Annotated in this window: 13 protein-coding genes; 5 read left to right on the top strand and 8 right to left on the bottom strand. The window is 59.8% G+C overall.

The genetic code is table 11. The features are described 5' to 3' along the window. Nucleotides 1-210 (top strand): transposase (locus DFS13_RS38990; RefSeq protein ID WP_134163193.1); only part of this gene is annotated, 210 nt, incomplete at its 5' end. 174 nt (nucleotides 211-384) lie between these two features. On the opposite strand, the gene DFS13_RS38985 is transcribed toward DFS13_RS38990, so the two are convergent. Beyond that, complete coding sequence (locus DFS13_RS38985; RefSeq protein WP_011881603.1) at nucleotides 385-1,560, bottom strand: Gfo/Idh/MocA family protein; 1,176 nt, start codon at nucleotides 1,558-1,560, stop codon at nucleotides 385-387. A gap of 16 nt (nucleotides 1,561-1,576) precedes the next feature. Next, nucleotides 1,577-2,908: a Rieske 2Fe-2S domain-containing protein gene (locus tag DFS13_RS38980; protein WP_011881604.1), complete on the bottom strand. Its 1,332-nt coding sequence runs from the start codon at nucleotides 2,906-2,908 to the stop codon at nucleotides 1,577-1,579. A 300-nt stretch (nucleotides 2,909-3,208) separates the two neighbouring features. Here DFS13_RS38980 and DFS13_RS38975 point away from each other — a divergent pair, with 300 nt between their 5' ends. After that, the gene (locus DFS13_RS38975) at nucleotides 3,209-3,685 is read left to right on the top strand and encodes a bacteriohemerythrin (protein WP_011881605.1); all 477 of its coding nucleotides are present in this window, start codon (nucleotides 3,209-3,211) and stop codon (nucleotides 3,683-3,685) included. A 1,295-nt stretch (nucleotides 3,686-4,980) separates the two neighbouring features. Here DFS13_RS38975 and DFS13_RS38965 read toward each other — a convergent pair. The 3 genes from DFS13_RS38965 to DFS13_RS38955 are packed head-to-tail and all read right to left on the bottom strand — an operon-like array spanning nucleotide 4,981 to nucleotide 8,225. Beyond that, nucleotides 4,981-5,970, bottom strand: a complete 990-nt coding sequence (locus DFS13_RS38965) for an aldo/keto reductase (protein ID WP_011881608.1) — start codon at nucleotides 5,968-5,970, stop codon at nucleotides 4,981-4,983. 49 nt (nucleotides 5,971-6,019) lie between these two features. Beyond that, nucleotides 6,020-7,069, bottom strand: a complete 1,050-nt coding sequence (locus DFS13_RS38960; protein WP_012217396.1) for an NAD(P)-dependent alcohol dehydrogenase — start codon at nucleotides 7,067-7,069, stop codon at nucleotides 6,020-6,022. A gap of 25 nt (nucleotides 7,070-7,094) precedes the next feature. Beyond that, complete coding sequence (locus DFS13_RS38955; RefSeq protein ID WP_111442876.1) at nucleotides 7,095-8,225, bottom strand: MFS transporter; 1,131 nt, start codon at nucleotides 8,223-8,225, stop codon at nucleotides 7,095-7,097. A gap of 301 nt (nucleotides 8,226-8,526) precedes the next feature. Here DFS13_RS38955 and DFS13_RS38950 point away from each other — a divergent pair, with 301 nt between their 5' ends. Further along, nucleotides 8,527-9,420, top strand: coding sequence for a LysR family transcriptional regulator (locus DFS13_RS38950; protein WP_011881611.1), 894 nt, complete (start codon nucleotides 8,527-8,529; stop codon nucleotides 9,418-9,420). 108 nt (nucleotides 9,421-9,528) lie between these two features. Here DFS13_RS38950 and DFS13_RS38945 read toward each other — a convergent pair whose 3' ends face one another. The 3 genes from DFS13_RS38945 to DFS13_RS38935 all read right to left on the bottom strand — a co-directional run bounded on the left by DFS13_RS38945 (nucleotide 9,529) and on the right by DFS13_RS38935 (nucleotide 11,635). Beyond that, the gene (locus DFS13_RS38945; protein ID WP_011881612.1) at nucleotides 9,529-10,725 is read right to left on the bottom strand and encodes an MFS transporter; all 1,197 of its coding nucleotides are present in this window, start codon (nucleotides 10,723-10,725) and stop codon (nucleotides 9,529-9,531) included. Nucleotides 10,726-10,729: 4 nt separating this feature from the next. After that, nucleotides 10,730-10,957, bottom strand: coding sequence for a tautomerase family protein (locus tag DFS13_RS38940; protein ID WP_011881613.1), 228 nt, complete (start codon nucleotides 10,955-10,957; stop codon nucleotides 10,730-10,732). 267 nt (nucleotides 10,958-11,224) lie between these two features. After that, the gene (locus tag DFS13_RS38935; RefSeq protein ID WP_011881614.1) at nucleotides 11,225-11,635 is read right to left on the bottom strand and encodes a cupin domain-containing protein; all 411 of its coding nucleotides are present in this window, start codon (nucleotides 11,633-11,635) and stop codon (nucleotides 11,225-11,227) included. Nucleotides 11,636-11,711: 76 nt separating this feature from the next. Between DFS13_RS38935 and DFS13_RS38930 the strand changes: the two genes are divergently transcribed. Further along, entirely contained in the window at nucleotides 11,712-12,653 is a 942-nt protein-coding gene (locus DFS13_RS38930) for a LysR family transcriptional regulator (protein ID WP_044582753.1), read from the top strand. A 419-nt stretch (nucleotides 12,654-13,072) separates the two neighbouring features. Then, nucleotides 13,073-13,531 (top strand): hypothetical protein, encoded by a 459-nt coding sequence (locus DFS13_RS40100; RefSeq protein ID WP_134163192.1) that lies wholly within the window; start codon nucleotides 13,073-13,075, stop codon nucleotides 13,529-13,531. The last annotated feature ends 142 nt before the right edge of the window (nucleotides 13,532-13,673 follow it).

Below are 13,673 nucleotides of genomic sequence, written 5' to 3'. Positions count from 1 at the left end.
ACGACCAACGCGATCGAGTCGCTGCACATGCAGCTTCGAAAGATCATCAAGGCGCGCGGCCACTTCCCGTCGGACGAGGCCGCGCTCAAACTGATCTGGCTGGCGCTGCGCAACGTCGTGGCCAAGTGGACCGGCTCTCGGCACGATTGGAAGAGCGCGATGACCCAGTTCGCGCTGCTTTACCCGGAACGATTCAACATTGGAATCTGAATCTCAACCCGCCTCACACACGGAATTCCGGATACCTCCCCTAAAGGTCGGGGTCGGCGCCGATTACCGGATTTCCGCCGGTCCAGAGGGCCGGAAGCGCAGACAAAAAAGTCCCTCGCTTTAACTGTAGACGGCTCAGTTCAAAACGAGGGCTTGTGCGCTTACCCAGGACTATCAAAGCGTTACATCTGTGCCTGTATCACTCGACTTCAGAATCGCTATACAAATTTCCAGCGTACCCTTCGCCCACTCGCCATCGTGTAGTGGCCCACGTCCGTCAACGACCGCGCCATATAACTCGTCAATGACCTCCGCGCGCGGCACGGCGGGTGCAGCCAGCGGCAGCGTTTCCCGAAGCTCATCGCCGTAGACGACGATCGAGTCGGGCAGCGGTCGCAGGTCGGCGCGTTCGCATGAGACGATCACCGGACCGAAATGCTGATGAAATCGCTGCGGCTCGTCAGCGGTGGCTGTCGGCGGTTTGTATGCCGATCCGCCGTAGGTGCCGGCGGCCTTGAGCCTGGCCTCGTCACTGGAGGATGCGAGCGTTTCCAGACGGCGGCGCGCGCTCCCGTACGTGTCAGGGCTCGTACGATCGCCCATTTCACCGATCCAGCCGCTCCACTCGTCAGTGTTGAAGTGGCCATAACCGTTGTACGAGAGCGACGCATAAGCACCATTCTCGAACCAGATCAGCGCGGAATAAGCACCTTCGGTCGGGCGTGACGGATCCCACCGTCCCACACTGGCCCGAAGCCGCGTCGCGCGCGAGCCGGCGAGCATTCGCACGATGTCGACCTGGTGAGCTGCCTGGCTGAAGACGGCGCCCCCGCCTTCGGCTGTCGCCAGCTCTTCCGGCCGGCGGGGACGGTACAGGTAGTCGGTATAGTTGACGGCCTGGATCATTTTCACCGCGCCGAAATCGCCAAGACTGATCAATTCCCGTGTACGCAGGTACGGCGTGTCGAAACTGTGGCAATGGCCGACGATCAGATGCACGTTCGCTGCGCGGCATGCAGCAATCATCCGGTCGCAGTCCGCAGCGGCGAGCGCCATCGGCTTTTCGACCAGCACGTGTTTGCCTTTTGCCGCGGCAATTTCAGTGTGCTGCGCGTGGAACTGGTGCGGACTTGCAACGTAGATGATCTCGACGTTGGGATCATTCGCCAGCTCCGCCACGTCCGCGTAGGTGGGCGCAGCGAAGTCGGCGGCGAACTGCCGCCGCGCTTCGTCACGCGGATCGCACGCAGCGACGAGCTGGACTCTGGAGTCGCGCAGGAAGGTCGGTAGCATCAGCGAGAATGCCCGTCCCAGTCCCGCGACCCCGATGCGCAAACGGCGCTGCTCCATGGCCGTGTGCCTCCCGTTATTGCTTGACTTGATAGTCCGTTGCGAGCGCCGACGGCTGGTCGGCCGGTTCCGGATTCTTCTTGCTGACGTAACGCGCCGCGTACGTGCGCCAGTCAATTTCCTTCGGCACGACAGCCTGGTACGAGCAGACCTCCCTGGGAATTGCCTTCGCACCCGTGCCGATGGTGCCGTCGCCCTGCTGGAACTCGGTGATTGCATCGAGCATGCGGCGACGGAATTCGACGATGGCGAGATCGCTTCCGCCGAGGCGCTCGTCCGAGCGGTTCGCAATCGGACCCATCGTGACCCACATCGCGATGTCCTGGTTCGGGAAGCCCGAAATACCTGTGAAATTGCCAGCCTTCATCGCCTGGCGGTCCTGCCAGAAGCGGTTGTCGTGATTGCGCAACGGGCGATAGTACTGATCGAGGTCAACACCGACCTGCTGACGCAGGAACTTGCGCCACGTTTCGTTTTCCGGCGTCGTCTCTGGATCGCCCCAGGCGATGAAATAGAACGCGGTGTTCGTGTCGTCCATCGGCACGTTGATGTTCGCAACGTTGTACAGATTGTTCGGCGGAATCAGCACCGTTCCCGGCGCCACGAACACCGTGCAGCGGACGTAGTCGTGCGTGTTGGCGTTGAAGATCGGGCGGCGCAGCGCGGCGTAACGGAAGCCGTAGTCGGTGCGCTCGACCTGCAGGCGGGGGGCCTTGTCGGTGGAGGGGCGCAGCCAGTTCTTGTCAGTCGCTTCGGCGCCGCCAACGCGTGCCGGCACGAAGTCGGACGAATGCAGGCTCGAGCTGTGCGCGGAATCGATCGCGCCTTCGAGGATTTGCGCCCAGTTGCACGGCAGCAGTGCTTTCGCGATGCTCACGCGGGTGTCGGCGGTCGGCGCCCAGGCCGGCGGCACGAATTCGGGGATGGCGTCTTGCGGACCCATATAAGCCCACACCATGCCGCCCCATTCCTGCACGGGATAGGCCTTGTGCTTGACCTTGTCGGTCATGCTACTCGCTGCCGGCTCGGACACCATTTCAAGCACATTGCCTGCGACGTCAAACTTCCAGCCGTGATACAGGCAGCGCAGGCCGGAGTCTTCGTTGCGGCCGTAGACCAGCGACGCACGACGGTGCGGACAATACTCGTCGAGCACGCCAACGTTGCCTTCCGAGTCCCGGAATACGACCAGGTCTTCGCCGAACACGCGCGCTTTGACCGGCGCGCCGTCCGGCTCGCTGACCTCTTCGATGAGGCAAACCGGCGTCCAGTGTCGGCGCATCAGCTGGCCCATCGGGGCATCGCCTTCGACGCGGCACAGCAATTCGTTTTCTTGGTGGGTCAGCATGTAATGTCTCCCGGCGAAAGATCGCCTTATCAACAGGTGTCGCTCAACTATATTAGAGATCTAGTTAAATTGGCAAGAACCTTTTTGAGGCATCCGGGAAAGTACGTAGGTCGGGAGTTCGGCTGAATGACGATTATCGATCCCTAATATAAACATGCTGGGTTCCTCGTCGATGCGGTCTCCGTGGTGCTCCGCAGGCAGGAGATGAACGTCGTACGTCCAACGGCAAGTGGCGACTGGTCCTCAAGATCGCGGCGACGGGCTATGATATAGCTGTTGATAAAGCCGGATTGCTCGAACATGACAGACTCTGTATTGAAAGACGTCGAAGCCCCTGTGCGGGAGAGTGACAACAGCCTTGTGTGGTCAGACGCACGGCTACTCGGCTTCACACCGATGGATGACGTGCACAAGGAATTCTACGAAGTCGCGCTACGGCTCGTGACTTGCACCGATGCGAGCGCCCTTGCCGCGATCGAGGAATTCGAAAAACACGCCGTCAGCCATTTCGAACAGGAAGACGAATGGATGCGCACGACAAACTTTCCCCCGCGCGACTGTCACATCGATGAGCACGAAGCCGTGCTGAAGTCAGTCCGAGACGTTAAAGCAGCGGTCGAAGCAGGGCAGGCCGGTTGTGGGCTGGTGCATGATATCGGCATGCATCTGTACAACTGGTTTCCGGGGCACGCCGACTACCTGGATTCGGCGCTCGCCGCGTGGATGACGAAACAGACGATGGGTGGAAAACCGGTCGTCTTAAGGCGGACGATTTGAGCTTGAAAACTGTGATGTCGTCAGCTTTTGAATTGTGTTGGCAAGAATAACGGTCCTCGGGTCCCGTCCGGACACGCCGGACCTCTCAAGTTGCAGTTCGACGGCGTCGATGTTTGTTCCTTGCCTCGCCTGAACCCCGAATCTCCATTGGTGATCGGATCCAGTTGCTTCGCGGATTGTTGGATAACCGATCGGTGCCGTGCATCAGCAGCATGCGCAGATACCTCGTGATACGGAACAGACGATCCTTCCGTCCGAGGGTGCTGGCCTGGTGTTACGCCAGGCCTGCCTGGCAGCCGCGATTTTTTCATGGAAGCCGGTCCTGCAGCGTCAGACGCGCGCTCGACGCGGCTGTTGGCGGCACTGTTATTGGCGCACCACGTGTCGATGTTCAGTGCGTATATCGCTCGGCCAAAAGTGCGTGACGCTGCGCCTTCTTCTGGGAGGCGGTACTGCGGAACACGCGGGCCCCGGCGCTGCAGAACGCGACCGGCCGCCGTACCGCTCCAGATACGCGCGTTGCCTCGAAATAGCTGAACGTCGTTGCCCTCATCGTGAGGTAAGGGGGCCTCAGTCGGCCGGTCGCGTCCTCGCGGATCAGTCCACGCGCCCGGTCAAGTACCAGCTGCAGCAACTGCCGATTGTCACGCGTGCTGCTTGGCCGCGACACGAGGCAGGCGACGCCTTCGTGGCCGTATCGCCTCGCGAGCTGTTCGAAACCGCGCCGACTCCACCACGCGTGCAACGGCGCGTCAGGTCATCAGGCGTGCCTCGGTAACCGCCCCAATGACCTTCCCCTGGTCAAGCTTCTGCATGCTCGTCGTGATTCCGGTGCGCGCAATATGGCAGCCTCCACTGACGGAAAAACCACACCAGAATGGGCCTACAGACGCCTTGGACAAAGTGATGCGCAAAACGGCGCCCTTCAATCGCACGCATGCCGATTAAAGTAGCGTCGCACGACCAGGTGTCGAACTTCGTTACGGCACTGTTCATTGCGGCAGGTTCCGACTATGTTGCGACGGCTCCCTACAAGCTTGCTGTACTGGAAACGCATTGCTTCTGGACAGCTGGAATAAGACGGCCGTCGGTTTGGCGTGGCTGCGCCAGGTGATAGTCGAACTATTCGCAGAACGCATGGCAGGCTCGCAACGCAAAAGCAGTGCATCGAGCCATCGGTCTTGAAGCCCTGTAGCCGCTGGAATCCGCTGACACCGATAATTTCCCTTTGAAATCGGAGCATGCCGACGAAATATGCCCAGTCGTGTATCGTCGTTAGACGCTATGTTGCATCCTTACCACGCATATGCCTCGGGTGCTTCTCCACCGGGACCTGGCCAGATCGCATCAAGCTTGGCAAGTGTTTCAGCCGAGAGCGTAAGCGACGGCGCCCTAAGGTTTTGGCGCAGTTGCTCCACCGTCCGTGGGCCGCTAATGGCAGCCGTCACTGCAGGGTTGTGAAGCAGCCAGGCAAGCGCAACGTCCGATGGGGCCTCGTTCAACTGTGCACACAGCGCTTCGTAGGCTTCGAGCTGCGGACGCAGTTCGTCAATCTGCTGCTGAAGTTGCGCAGTCGCTCGTCTCCCGTCGGCCAGCTTCTTCAGCACACCTCCGAGCAAGCCCATGCCGATTGGGCTCCAGGGAATGAGGCCAATACCAAAGTGCCGGAGAGCTGGGATCACTTCCAGTTCGATCGCGCGCTGCGTCAGGTTGTACAGACTCTGCTCGGAGGCAAGCCCCAGTAAATTGCGTGACGCAGCCGTGCATTGCGCCGTCGCGATATGCCAGCCGGCGAAGTTGCTGCTGCCGACATAGGTGATTTTGCCGTCGCGGATGAGTGTCTCCATCGCCTGCCAGATCTCGTCCCACGGTGTGAAGCGATCGACATGATGCATCTGGTAGAGGTCGATGTGATCGGTCTTGAGCCGGCGCAGGCTCGCCTCACACGCGCGACGAATGTGATAAGCGGACAGGCGCCGGTCATTTGGCCCGGTGTCCATCGGCTGATAGACCTTGGTCGCGAGCACGATCCGCTCGCGACGGCCACCGCCCTGAGCGAGCCAACGGCCGATGATATCTTCTGAAACGCCGTAGCCTTTGTCCATATCCGGCGCCTGTGGGCCGCCATAGACATCCGCGGTATCAAAGAAGTTGATGCCCGCGCCCAGTGCTTCGTCCATGATCGCAAAGCTGGTGGCTTCATCGGTCAGTTCGCCGAAGTTCATGGTGCCGAGCGCGAGCCGGCTGATTTTCAGGCCTGTTCGTCCAAGATGCTTGTATTCCATAGCTCAAGCTCCGATGTTTCAAAACGAATCCGCGGTCTGAATCGATGGGTCACTGAGCCAGCGACGAGCTGTCAATGACGAAGCGGTATTTCACATCGCCCTTCAGCATGCGTTCGTACGCGTCGTTGATCTGGTCGGCGCGGATCATCTCAATGTCGGAGACGATGCCATGCTCGGCACAGAAATCGAGCATCTCCTGTGTCTCCGGAATGCCGCCAATCATCGAACCGGCCAGGCTGCGCCGCTTCATGATCAGGTTGAAGACCTGCGGTGAAGGATGCGGCGAAGCGGGCGCGCCCACCAGGGTCATGGTGCCGTCGCGCTTGAGAAGGGTGAAGAACGCATCAAGATCATGCGGAGCCGCTACCGTGTTGAGAATGAAGTCGAGGCTCTTTGCATGCGCGGACATTTCATCGGCGTTACGCGACACTACCACCTCATGCGCCCCCAGCGCTTTGGCTGCTTCGCGCTTCGACCCGGAGGTCGTGAACGCCACCACATATGCGCCCATTGCATTGGCCAGCTTGATGCCCATATGGCCCAGCCCGCCGATACCCACGATGCCGACCTTGTGTCCAGGCCCCACCTTCCAGTGACGCAGCGGGGAATACGTCGTAATCCCTGCGCAGAGCAACGGTGCGACTGCGGCGAGTTGCGCTTCGTCGTGCCGGATGCGCAGAACATAGCGCTCATGCACCACGATCTCTTGCGAATAGCCGCCCAGAGTGTGACCGGGCGCGTCAGCCGTCGGCCCGTTATACGTGCCGACCATGTGGTCGCAATAGTTCTCCAGCCCTTCGTCGCAATCTGCGCAGTGCCTGCAACTGTCAACGATGCAGCCAACTCCGACGAGCTCGCCCACCTTGAAGCCCGACACATTTGCGCCGACCGCCGAAACACGCCCGACGATTTCGTGTCCCGGCACACAGGGAAACAGCGTGCCAGCCCACTCGGCGCGTACCTGATGGATGTCGGAATGGCAGACACCACAGAACGCGATGTCGATTTTCACGTCGTGCGCGCCCGGCGCGCGGCGGACGATGTCCATCGATTCAAGAGCTTTGTCGCCGGCATAGGCTCCGTATGCTTTGACCGTCATGATTTGAACCCTCGTAATTGGTTGATCAACTCGCCGACGCGGTGTCGGAGCGGGACGTCAGGAAAGTCAGGAAAGCCGTAATCAGCAACAGCACGACACTTGCGAGAAAGGTCCCGCGGTAGCCGTGACTGTCGAAGAGCAGGCCCCCTCCGGTGGAACCGGACGCAATAGCCAGTTGCACGATGGCGACCAGCAGCCCGCCGCCGGCTTCCGCGTTATCGGGAAACGTTCTGGCAACCCAGCCCCACCAGCCGACTGGAGCAGCGGTCGCAAGTAGCCCCCATGATCCGAGCAGCACGACCACGGCAGTGGTCCGGTCGCCGACAATCATGAGTGCGGCCGCGACTGCCGCCATGAGGACGGGAATCGCAATAAGAGTCGGGTAGAAGCTGCGCTTTAGCACGCCACCGATCAGCGCTGTACCAATGAATCCCGTGATGCCAATCACGAGCAAGATCAAAGACAGCGTGGAAACATCGACGCGTGTCACCGTCTCCAAAAACGGCCGGACATAAGTGAAAAGCGCGAACTGCCCCATGAAGAACATGCCGGAGGCAAGCATGCCGAGCGTCACGATGCGGCGCCGAAAGAGCGAGAAGATCCTGACCGACTGGGCGCGTCGCGCGTTGACGGGCATCTCGGGCAAGCTTTTCCATTGCCAGACAAGCGCAATCAACGCGATTGGCACGAGAGAGAAGAACGCACCACGCCAACCGATGACCGAGCCCAGATAGCTGCCGAGCGGCGCGGCGATAACCGTGGCCAACGCGTTCCCACTATTGAAAATGGCGAGGGCACGTGGAACGTCGGCGGCGGGAACCAGCCGCATGGCGGTCGCCGCGGACATCGACCAGAATCCGCCGACCACTACACCAATCAACGCGCGCCCCACCATATACGTGACATAGTTCGGCGCGACGGCGATTACTGCGCCCGACAAGGCCATCAAGACTGTCAGCGTAAGCAACAGAGTCTTGCGATTCATGCTGCCAGCGACGCTGGAGATGAAAAGGCTCGTCAAGACAGCAAATGCTCCCGATATTGCGATGCCACGCCCCGCAAGGCCCTCGGTGACGTGAAAATCCGTTGCCATCGGCGTCAGCAGGCTCACGGGCATAAACTCGGACGCAATCAAAGCGAAGACGCAGATGGTCATGGCGAAAACGCCACCCCAGAATGCGGGCTGCGTGGGCGACGTCTGTTGCGCAGGAAACTCTCGCGCAGGGGTATCACATAGCTCGGTAGACATTGGCGATCCAGGGATTCGAGAAGCGCGGCTGCAGGCGCCCATGCCCCGACGCGAGGACTAATGGTTCAGCCCTTTGCATCGAGTACGAGTTCCAGCCGACGCAGAAGCGACAACCATTATTTTCCTGACCCAGTGCACATTTGACTAGCTAATCACCGCTGATTGCGCTTATTAGATACACTAATGTATATAGACTGGGGATACTGCCGTGGCTCGACGCAATCTGAACGACCTTCTGGCTTTCGTAACAATAGCCCGCGAAGGCAGCTTCACGCGTGCTGCCGCCACGTTGGGCGTGACGCAGTCGGCGCTGAGTCAAACGATTCGTGCAATGGAGGAAAGCCTGCAGATTCGCCTGCTGAGCCGCACCACGCGCAGCGTCTCGCCCACGCCCGCGGGGGAGCGGCTACTGCAGGCGATCGGTCATCGCCTGGACGAAATCGATGCCGAGCTGGATGCGCTCACAGAATTGCGCGAAAAACCGGCCGGAACAGTCCGCATCACCTGCGGCGACTACATGCTGCATAGCATTCTGCTGCCCAAGCTGGCGCCGATGCTTCAGGAATATCCAGAAATCAAGCTGGAGTTTGATGTCAACTACGGGTTTCGGGACATCGTGGCCGACCGCTTTGATGCGGGAGTGCGCCTAGGTAGTACGATTGATAAAGACATGATCGCGGTGCCCATTGGCCCTGCATTGCGGATGGCAGTCGTCGGATCTCCAGCCTATTTTGCGAATCGACCTATCCCGAAGAAACCGCAGGACCTGATGCACCACAACTGCATTAATCAGCGCATGCCGACCTCTGGCGGCCTCTATGTCTGGGATTTCGAGCGTCGCGGGCAAAAATTAAACGTGCGCGTCGACGGGCAGTTGATTTTCAATACGACGCAGCCGCAGGTCGATGCGGCGCTTGGCGGCCTGGGACTCACTCTACTGCCCGAGGACGAGCTGATGCCTCATATCGTCTCCGGCCGGCTCGTTCGCGTGCTGGAGGACTGGTGTCCGCGGTTTGACGGGTATCACCTGTACTATCCAAGCAGGCGCCAGCCCTCGCCGGCGTTCTCGATGGTGCTCGATGCGTTGCGAATTCGTGGCTGAGCGAAAGCGCTGGCCGCGTCTGCCGCGGGGTCGCCGCCCGCATCGATGCACCTGCGACAGTCTAGAAAGGCTCTGTTTCGAAAGCAGAGCACCATGCCAGACGGTCAACTAGATAGCGACGCCGGGCTTTCGGATGAGTCGGGTAGCCACGCCAGCGGCGCACGCGACAATGATGGCGCTAGCGAGGAAGACAACTCGAAGGCCGCCGTGTGCGCCGACGAATCCTAAAGCGGGGCTACCGACGGCCATCGCAACGTCGAGGAAAGCTGTAAAAATGCCCATCGCCATCCCGCGATTCCTGGGTGCGATGCCGCTGACTGCTTCGGCACCAAGTCCCGGATAGACAAGAGAATAACCGAAGCCTGCCAGGGCGGCGCCTGCCGAGGCGAGGAGCGTGGTCCTGGCCAGCCATATGAGCAGCAGGCCGGTCGTCTGAACAATGACGAAGATGGCGGCGACTTTCGCGCCTCCGAACCGGTCGGGAAGGTGCCCGGCGATTGTGCGGGCTGCGATCAGGGCGACACCGAAGGCGGTAAAGGCCATCCATGCGGGTTGCCAGTGCATATCAGTGAAATACAGCGAACTGAACGCGAGAATTGCGCAGTAGCCGATACTCGAGAGTGCTGCGCCCAGACCCGGTAGCCAAACTGCCTTCAAGACCGTTGCGAAGGTGGCGTGCTCACCGTGAATGTGCGGCGTGACTGCGGGCATCCGGACCAGGTACGCCAGCACCATCATTGGCAACACGACGGTTATGAGGGCGACTGCGGAAAAGCCTAGCGATGTGTATAGCAGGGATCCCACGGGCCCGCCCAAAGCCATTGCAGCGAACATTGCTGTTCCGACCCAGGCGATTACCTTTCCGGCATGCTGTCTGTCGACAAGTCCGAGCCCCCATGCGACGCCGCCCGTGATGATAAAGCTTTCGGCTCCGCCGAGGATTGCACGACCGGCAAGCAGGATTGCGACGGACAGCGCCGGCAGTCTCTGGAAAGCGAGCGAAAGCAGATACAGGAGGCCCGCCGCAGCAGCAGCGACAAGGCCTGCGAGCACGCCACGTTTGGCACCGCGCCTGTCGGAAAAGGATCCTGCCCAAATGCGTGAGACAAGCGCTGCGGCGAACTGAGCTCCCGCCACGAGCCCGATCATGAACGGCCCGAAGCCGAGATCGTTGTTCACATACAAAGGGAGTACAGGAAGCGCTACGCCGATGATGCTGAAGCCAGCGAGCACTGCGGTCATCACCGGCAGCAGCGTCGCGAGGACGGGTTGCCTGGCAGCTTCCGCCGGAGGTGACTTGTACATCGCTTTACATCCTGTATCCCGGTTTCTTGTACAGCGTTTCAGATCGCGCCTCGATGTCTGGACCGTAGACTTCCTTCTTCCATCGGTCAGACGGGATTTCCTCGAATCCGACCGAGACGGATTCTTCACCGTAGCCCAGGATGTCCATCACATCGCGGGTGATTGCTTCGGCCAGACGTCGCTTCTGTTCTTCCGTCTTTCCCGGCCAGGCTTTGACGATGACATGCGGCATGGAGTCTTTCCCCTATGGTAGGTTGGCCGGGCGGCCGAATTCCACCCGGTCGGGCAATATTCAGAACGCTTTGGTAGTAGGGCGGAAAAGCACTTCGTTGATGTGTTCCCATCCAGTTCTGCACTTTCGACGCGGCCAAGCCAACGGGCTTAGGCGAAGGTTGATTATTGTGTTACCGGCCAGCCGACCATCTGAAGTAATGACGGTTATGTCGCCCGCTTCGCGAAGACATCGATGCGAACGTAGCTATGTATGAGGTGCGCCTTGTCACTTGCTCTCGCCGCTACCGAGGTATTGCTCGTCCGTTACTCTCTCGAGCCATTCGACGTTCTTGCCGTCGAGTGCCTCCTGGATGGCGATATGCGTCATCGCTGTCGTCGACGTCGCTCCATGCCAATGCTTGTGTCCGGGCGGGCACCAGATAACGTCGCCTGCACGGATTTCGACGCGGGGTTCGCCGTCGCACTGAGTCCAGCCGCATCCGGCCGTAACGATGAGGGTCTGACCAAGCGGATGGGTATGCCAGTTGGTTCGTGCGCCGGGTTCAAAGGTAACGCTTGCGCAGGAGACGCGCGCCGGCGGAGGGGGCGCGTTTATTGGGTCGAGACGTACCGTGCCAGTGAACCATTCTTCCGGCCCCTTCCTGGAAGGCTGTGAGCCTGCGCGTTTAAGTTCCATGTACTTCCTCATCGGAGTGGTTGAGGGCAGAGTGCCACATGACGATAATCTAACTGCTGGTCATTCATGCGACAAGATGGCAATATCGGCATGCCCTTATGCATGGGAGCATGAATTGAAGGAGGATTTCAACGATCTGGTCGGTTTCATGACTGTAGCGCGCGAACGCAATTTCACGCGCGCGGCGGCGCAAATGGGCGTCTCGCAATCCGCTCTTAGCCGCACAGTGGCAGGACTCGAAAGACGAATGGGCCTGCAGCTTCTAACGCGCACGACCCGCAGCGTCTCCCTAACCGAGGCCGGTGATAGGCTACTGTCAGCGATAGCGCCACGTTTCGAAGAAATCGAGGCGGAAGTCGACTCACTGCGCGCGATGACGAACCAGCCAAGCGGGACCGTGCGAATTACAACCACAGACTACGCCGCTAAGTCATATGTCTGGCCACGGTTGCAATCCTTGCTGCGTCAGTATCCTGAGCTGAAGATCGAACTGGTCAACGACTATGGGCTGTCTGACATCGTTGCGGATCGATACGACATCGGCGTACGGTTAGGCGATCAGGTGGCCAAAGATATGGTTGCAGTGCGCATTGCCCCCGACATGACGATGACGGTCGTCGGCTCGCCGAGCTACCTGCAGTCAAAGCCTCACGCCAGGACGCCGCAAGACTTGACGCTGCACAACTGCATCAACCTTCGCTTGCCGACGCGGGAATCGCTGCTTCCCTGGGAATTGCGCAAAGGCCGGCGAGAACTAAAGGTGCGGGTTGAAGGGCAACTCACGTTCAACAATGTATACCAGATGGTCGAGGCAGCGCTCGGCGGCTTTGGGCTTGCATACGTACCCAAGGACCTCGTTGAGGATAAAGTACGTGCTGGCAGGTTGTGCTGGGTGCTTGAAGACTGGTATCCCACGTTCGTTGGACACCATGCTTATTATCCGAATCGACGTAAATCGTCGCGGGCGGTCGAACTTGTAATCGAAGCGCTGAAGACGGGTTATCAACGCAAGGCCTAGCCTCGGCAATAATGGAGGAGCAGGAGCGGACCGTTGGACGGCAACGGCGCGGGACGCACGCCTGGCTATGGAGAGGTTTGGGACGGCGAGACAAGTACGGCCTCTCCGATGGATGGCCGTTATAGTCGCACGATGCGACGTAAGGATAAGCGCAGCGATGGACAACCGAGTTGGATCAAGTTAAGACGTCCGCCCCCGCCTACGCAGATTCTGCGGTGCGGTATTCGTGGGCGAATCGACCCAGCAAATGGCGAAGAACGTTCCCCCCGTCCTTCTGGAAGCGCATTTCGCATCGAACGCACACGCCCAATTTCCTTTTGCTAACTCGCTCACGGCGCGTCCGATGTGCCGGAGCGACTGCTCGGCTAGCCAAAACTTGACGAGTCAGGGTGTGCCGGAGCCGGGCCGAACGACGGACGTTGCTGCGCGAAGCAGGTTATATCGGGAACGCAGTCTTGGGCACCAGCGCGTCGTATCGCGGCCTTCGTGTTGGTTTTACATGGGGCTTTGGGGGCGTAGCAGGGGCGTTCACCCAGAATGAGGTTATGTCTTTGGGGCTTGCGTACAACAACGGACCTTTTGCGTTCGGTGCAGGGTACCTGTTCGCGAAAAACCCTAATTTCTCGTTGTTCGGGACGAGCGCCACCAGCAATGCGCCAGCTGCTGCCAACGCATTGAACATCACCAGCCCCGTCTTTAGCGGCTACGCGGCAGCCGCATCACAACGCGTATTCGGCGCCGGTGCCTCTTACCAGATCGGAAAGGCAACAATCGGAACACTTCTCACGAGTACGCAGCTCAACGATATAGGGGGTACTCCGGTCAACGGTGCCGCTCCAGCGATTGGCGTGGTCGGGACGTTGTCAGCAGCACGTTGAAAATGACCCAGCGGCAGCACATTGGATTTGACCCACCCGGGTAGGATGGTGCGTATTCCGGCGAACGTGATCACGCATTTCGGCGGATCGTGATCATGGATTCCGAATGATCGTGATCACCCGTTTCGGTTGATCGTGATCG

Origin of the sequence: Burkholderia sp. 28_3, assembly GCF_003253915.1 — a bacterium.
GTDB lineage: Bacteria > Pseudomonadota > Gammaproteobacteria > Burkholderiales > Burkholderiaceae > Burkholderia > Burkholderia cenocepacia.
This window is presented reverse-complemented; position numbering and strand designations above follow the sequence as displayed.

Excerpts from the sequence above, each read along its gene's own strand:
- DFS13_RS38985 (WP_011881603.1), bottom strand. The coding sequence starts at position 1,560 with ATGGAGCAGCGCCGTTTGCGCATCGGGGTCGCGGGACTGGGACGGGCA.
- DFS13_RS38980 (WP_011881604.1), bottom strand. The coding sequence starts at position 2,908 with ATGCTGACCCACCAAGAAAACGAATTGCTGTGCCGCGTCGAAGGCGAT.
- DFS13_RS38975 (WP_011881605.1), top strand. The coding sequence starts at position 3,209 with ATGACAGACTCTGTATTGAAAGACGTCGAAGCCCCTGTGCGGGAGAGT.
- DFS13_RS38965 (WP_011881608.1), bottom strand. The coding sequence starts at position 5,970 with ATGGAATACAAGCATCTTGGACGAACAGGCCTGAAAATCAGCCGGCTC.
- DFS13_RS38960 (WP_012217396.1), bottom strand. The coding sequence starts at position 7,069 with ATGACGGTCAAAGCATACGGAGCCTATGCCGGCGACAAAGCTCTTGAA.
- DFS13_RS38955 (WP_111442876.1), bottom strand. The coding sequence starts at position 8,225 with ATGACCATCTGCGTCTTCGCTTTGATTGCGTCCGAGTTTATGCCCGTG.
- DFS13_RS38945 (WP_011881612.1), bottom strand. The coding sequence starts at position 10,725 with ATGTACAAGTCACCTCCGGCGGAAGCTGCCAGGCAACCCGTCCTCGCG.
- DFS13_RS38940 (WP_011881613.1), bottom strand. The coding sequence starts at position 10,957 with ATGCCGCATGTCATCGTCAAAGCCTGGCCGGGAAAGACGGAAGAACAG.
- DFS13_RS38935 (WP_011881614.1), bottom strand. The coding sequence starts at position 11,635 with ATGGAACTTAAACGCGCAGGCTCACAGCCTTCCAGGAAGGGGCCGGAA.
- DFS13_RS38930 (WP_044582753.1), top strand. The coding sequence starts at position 11,712 with ATGGCAATATCGGCATGCCCTTATGCATGGGAGCATGAATTGAAGGAG.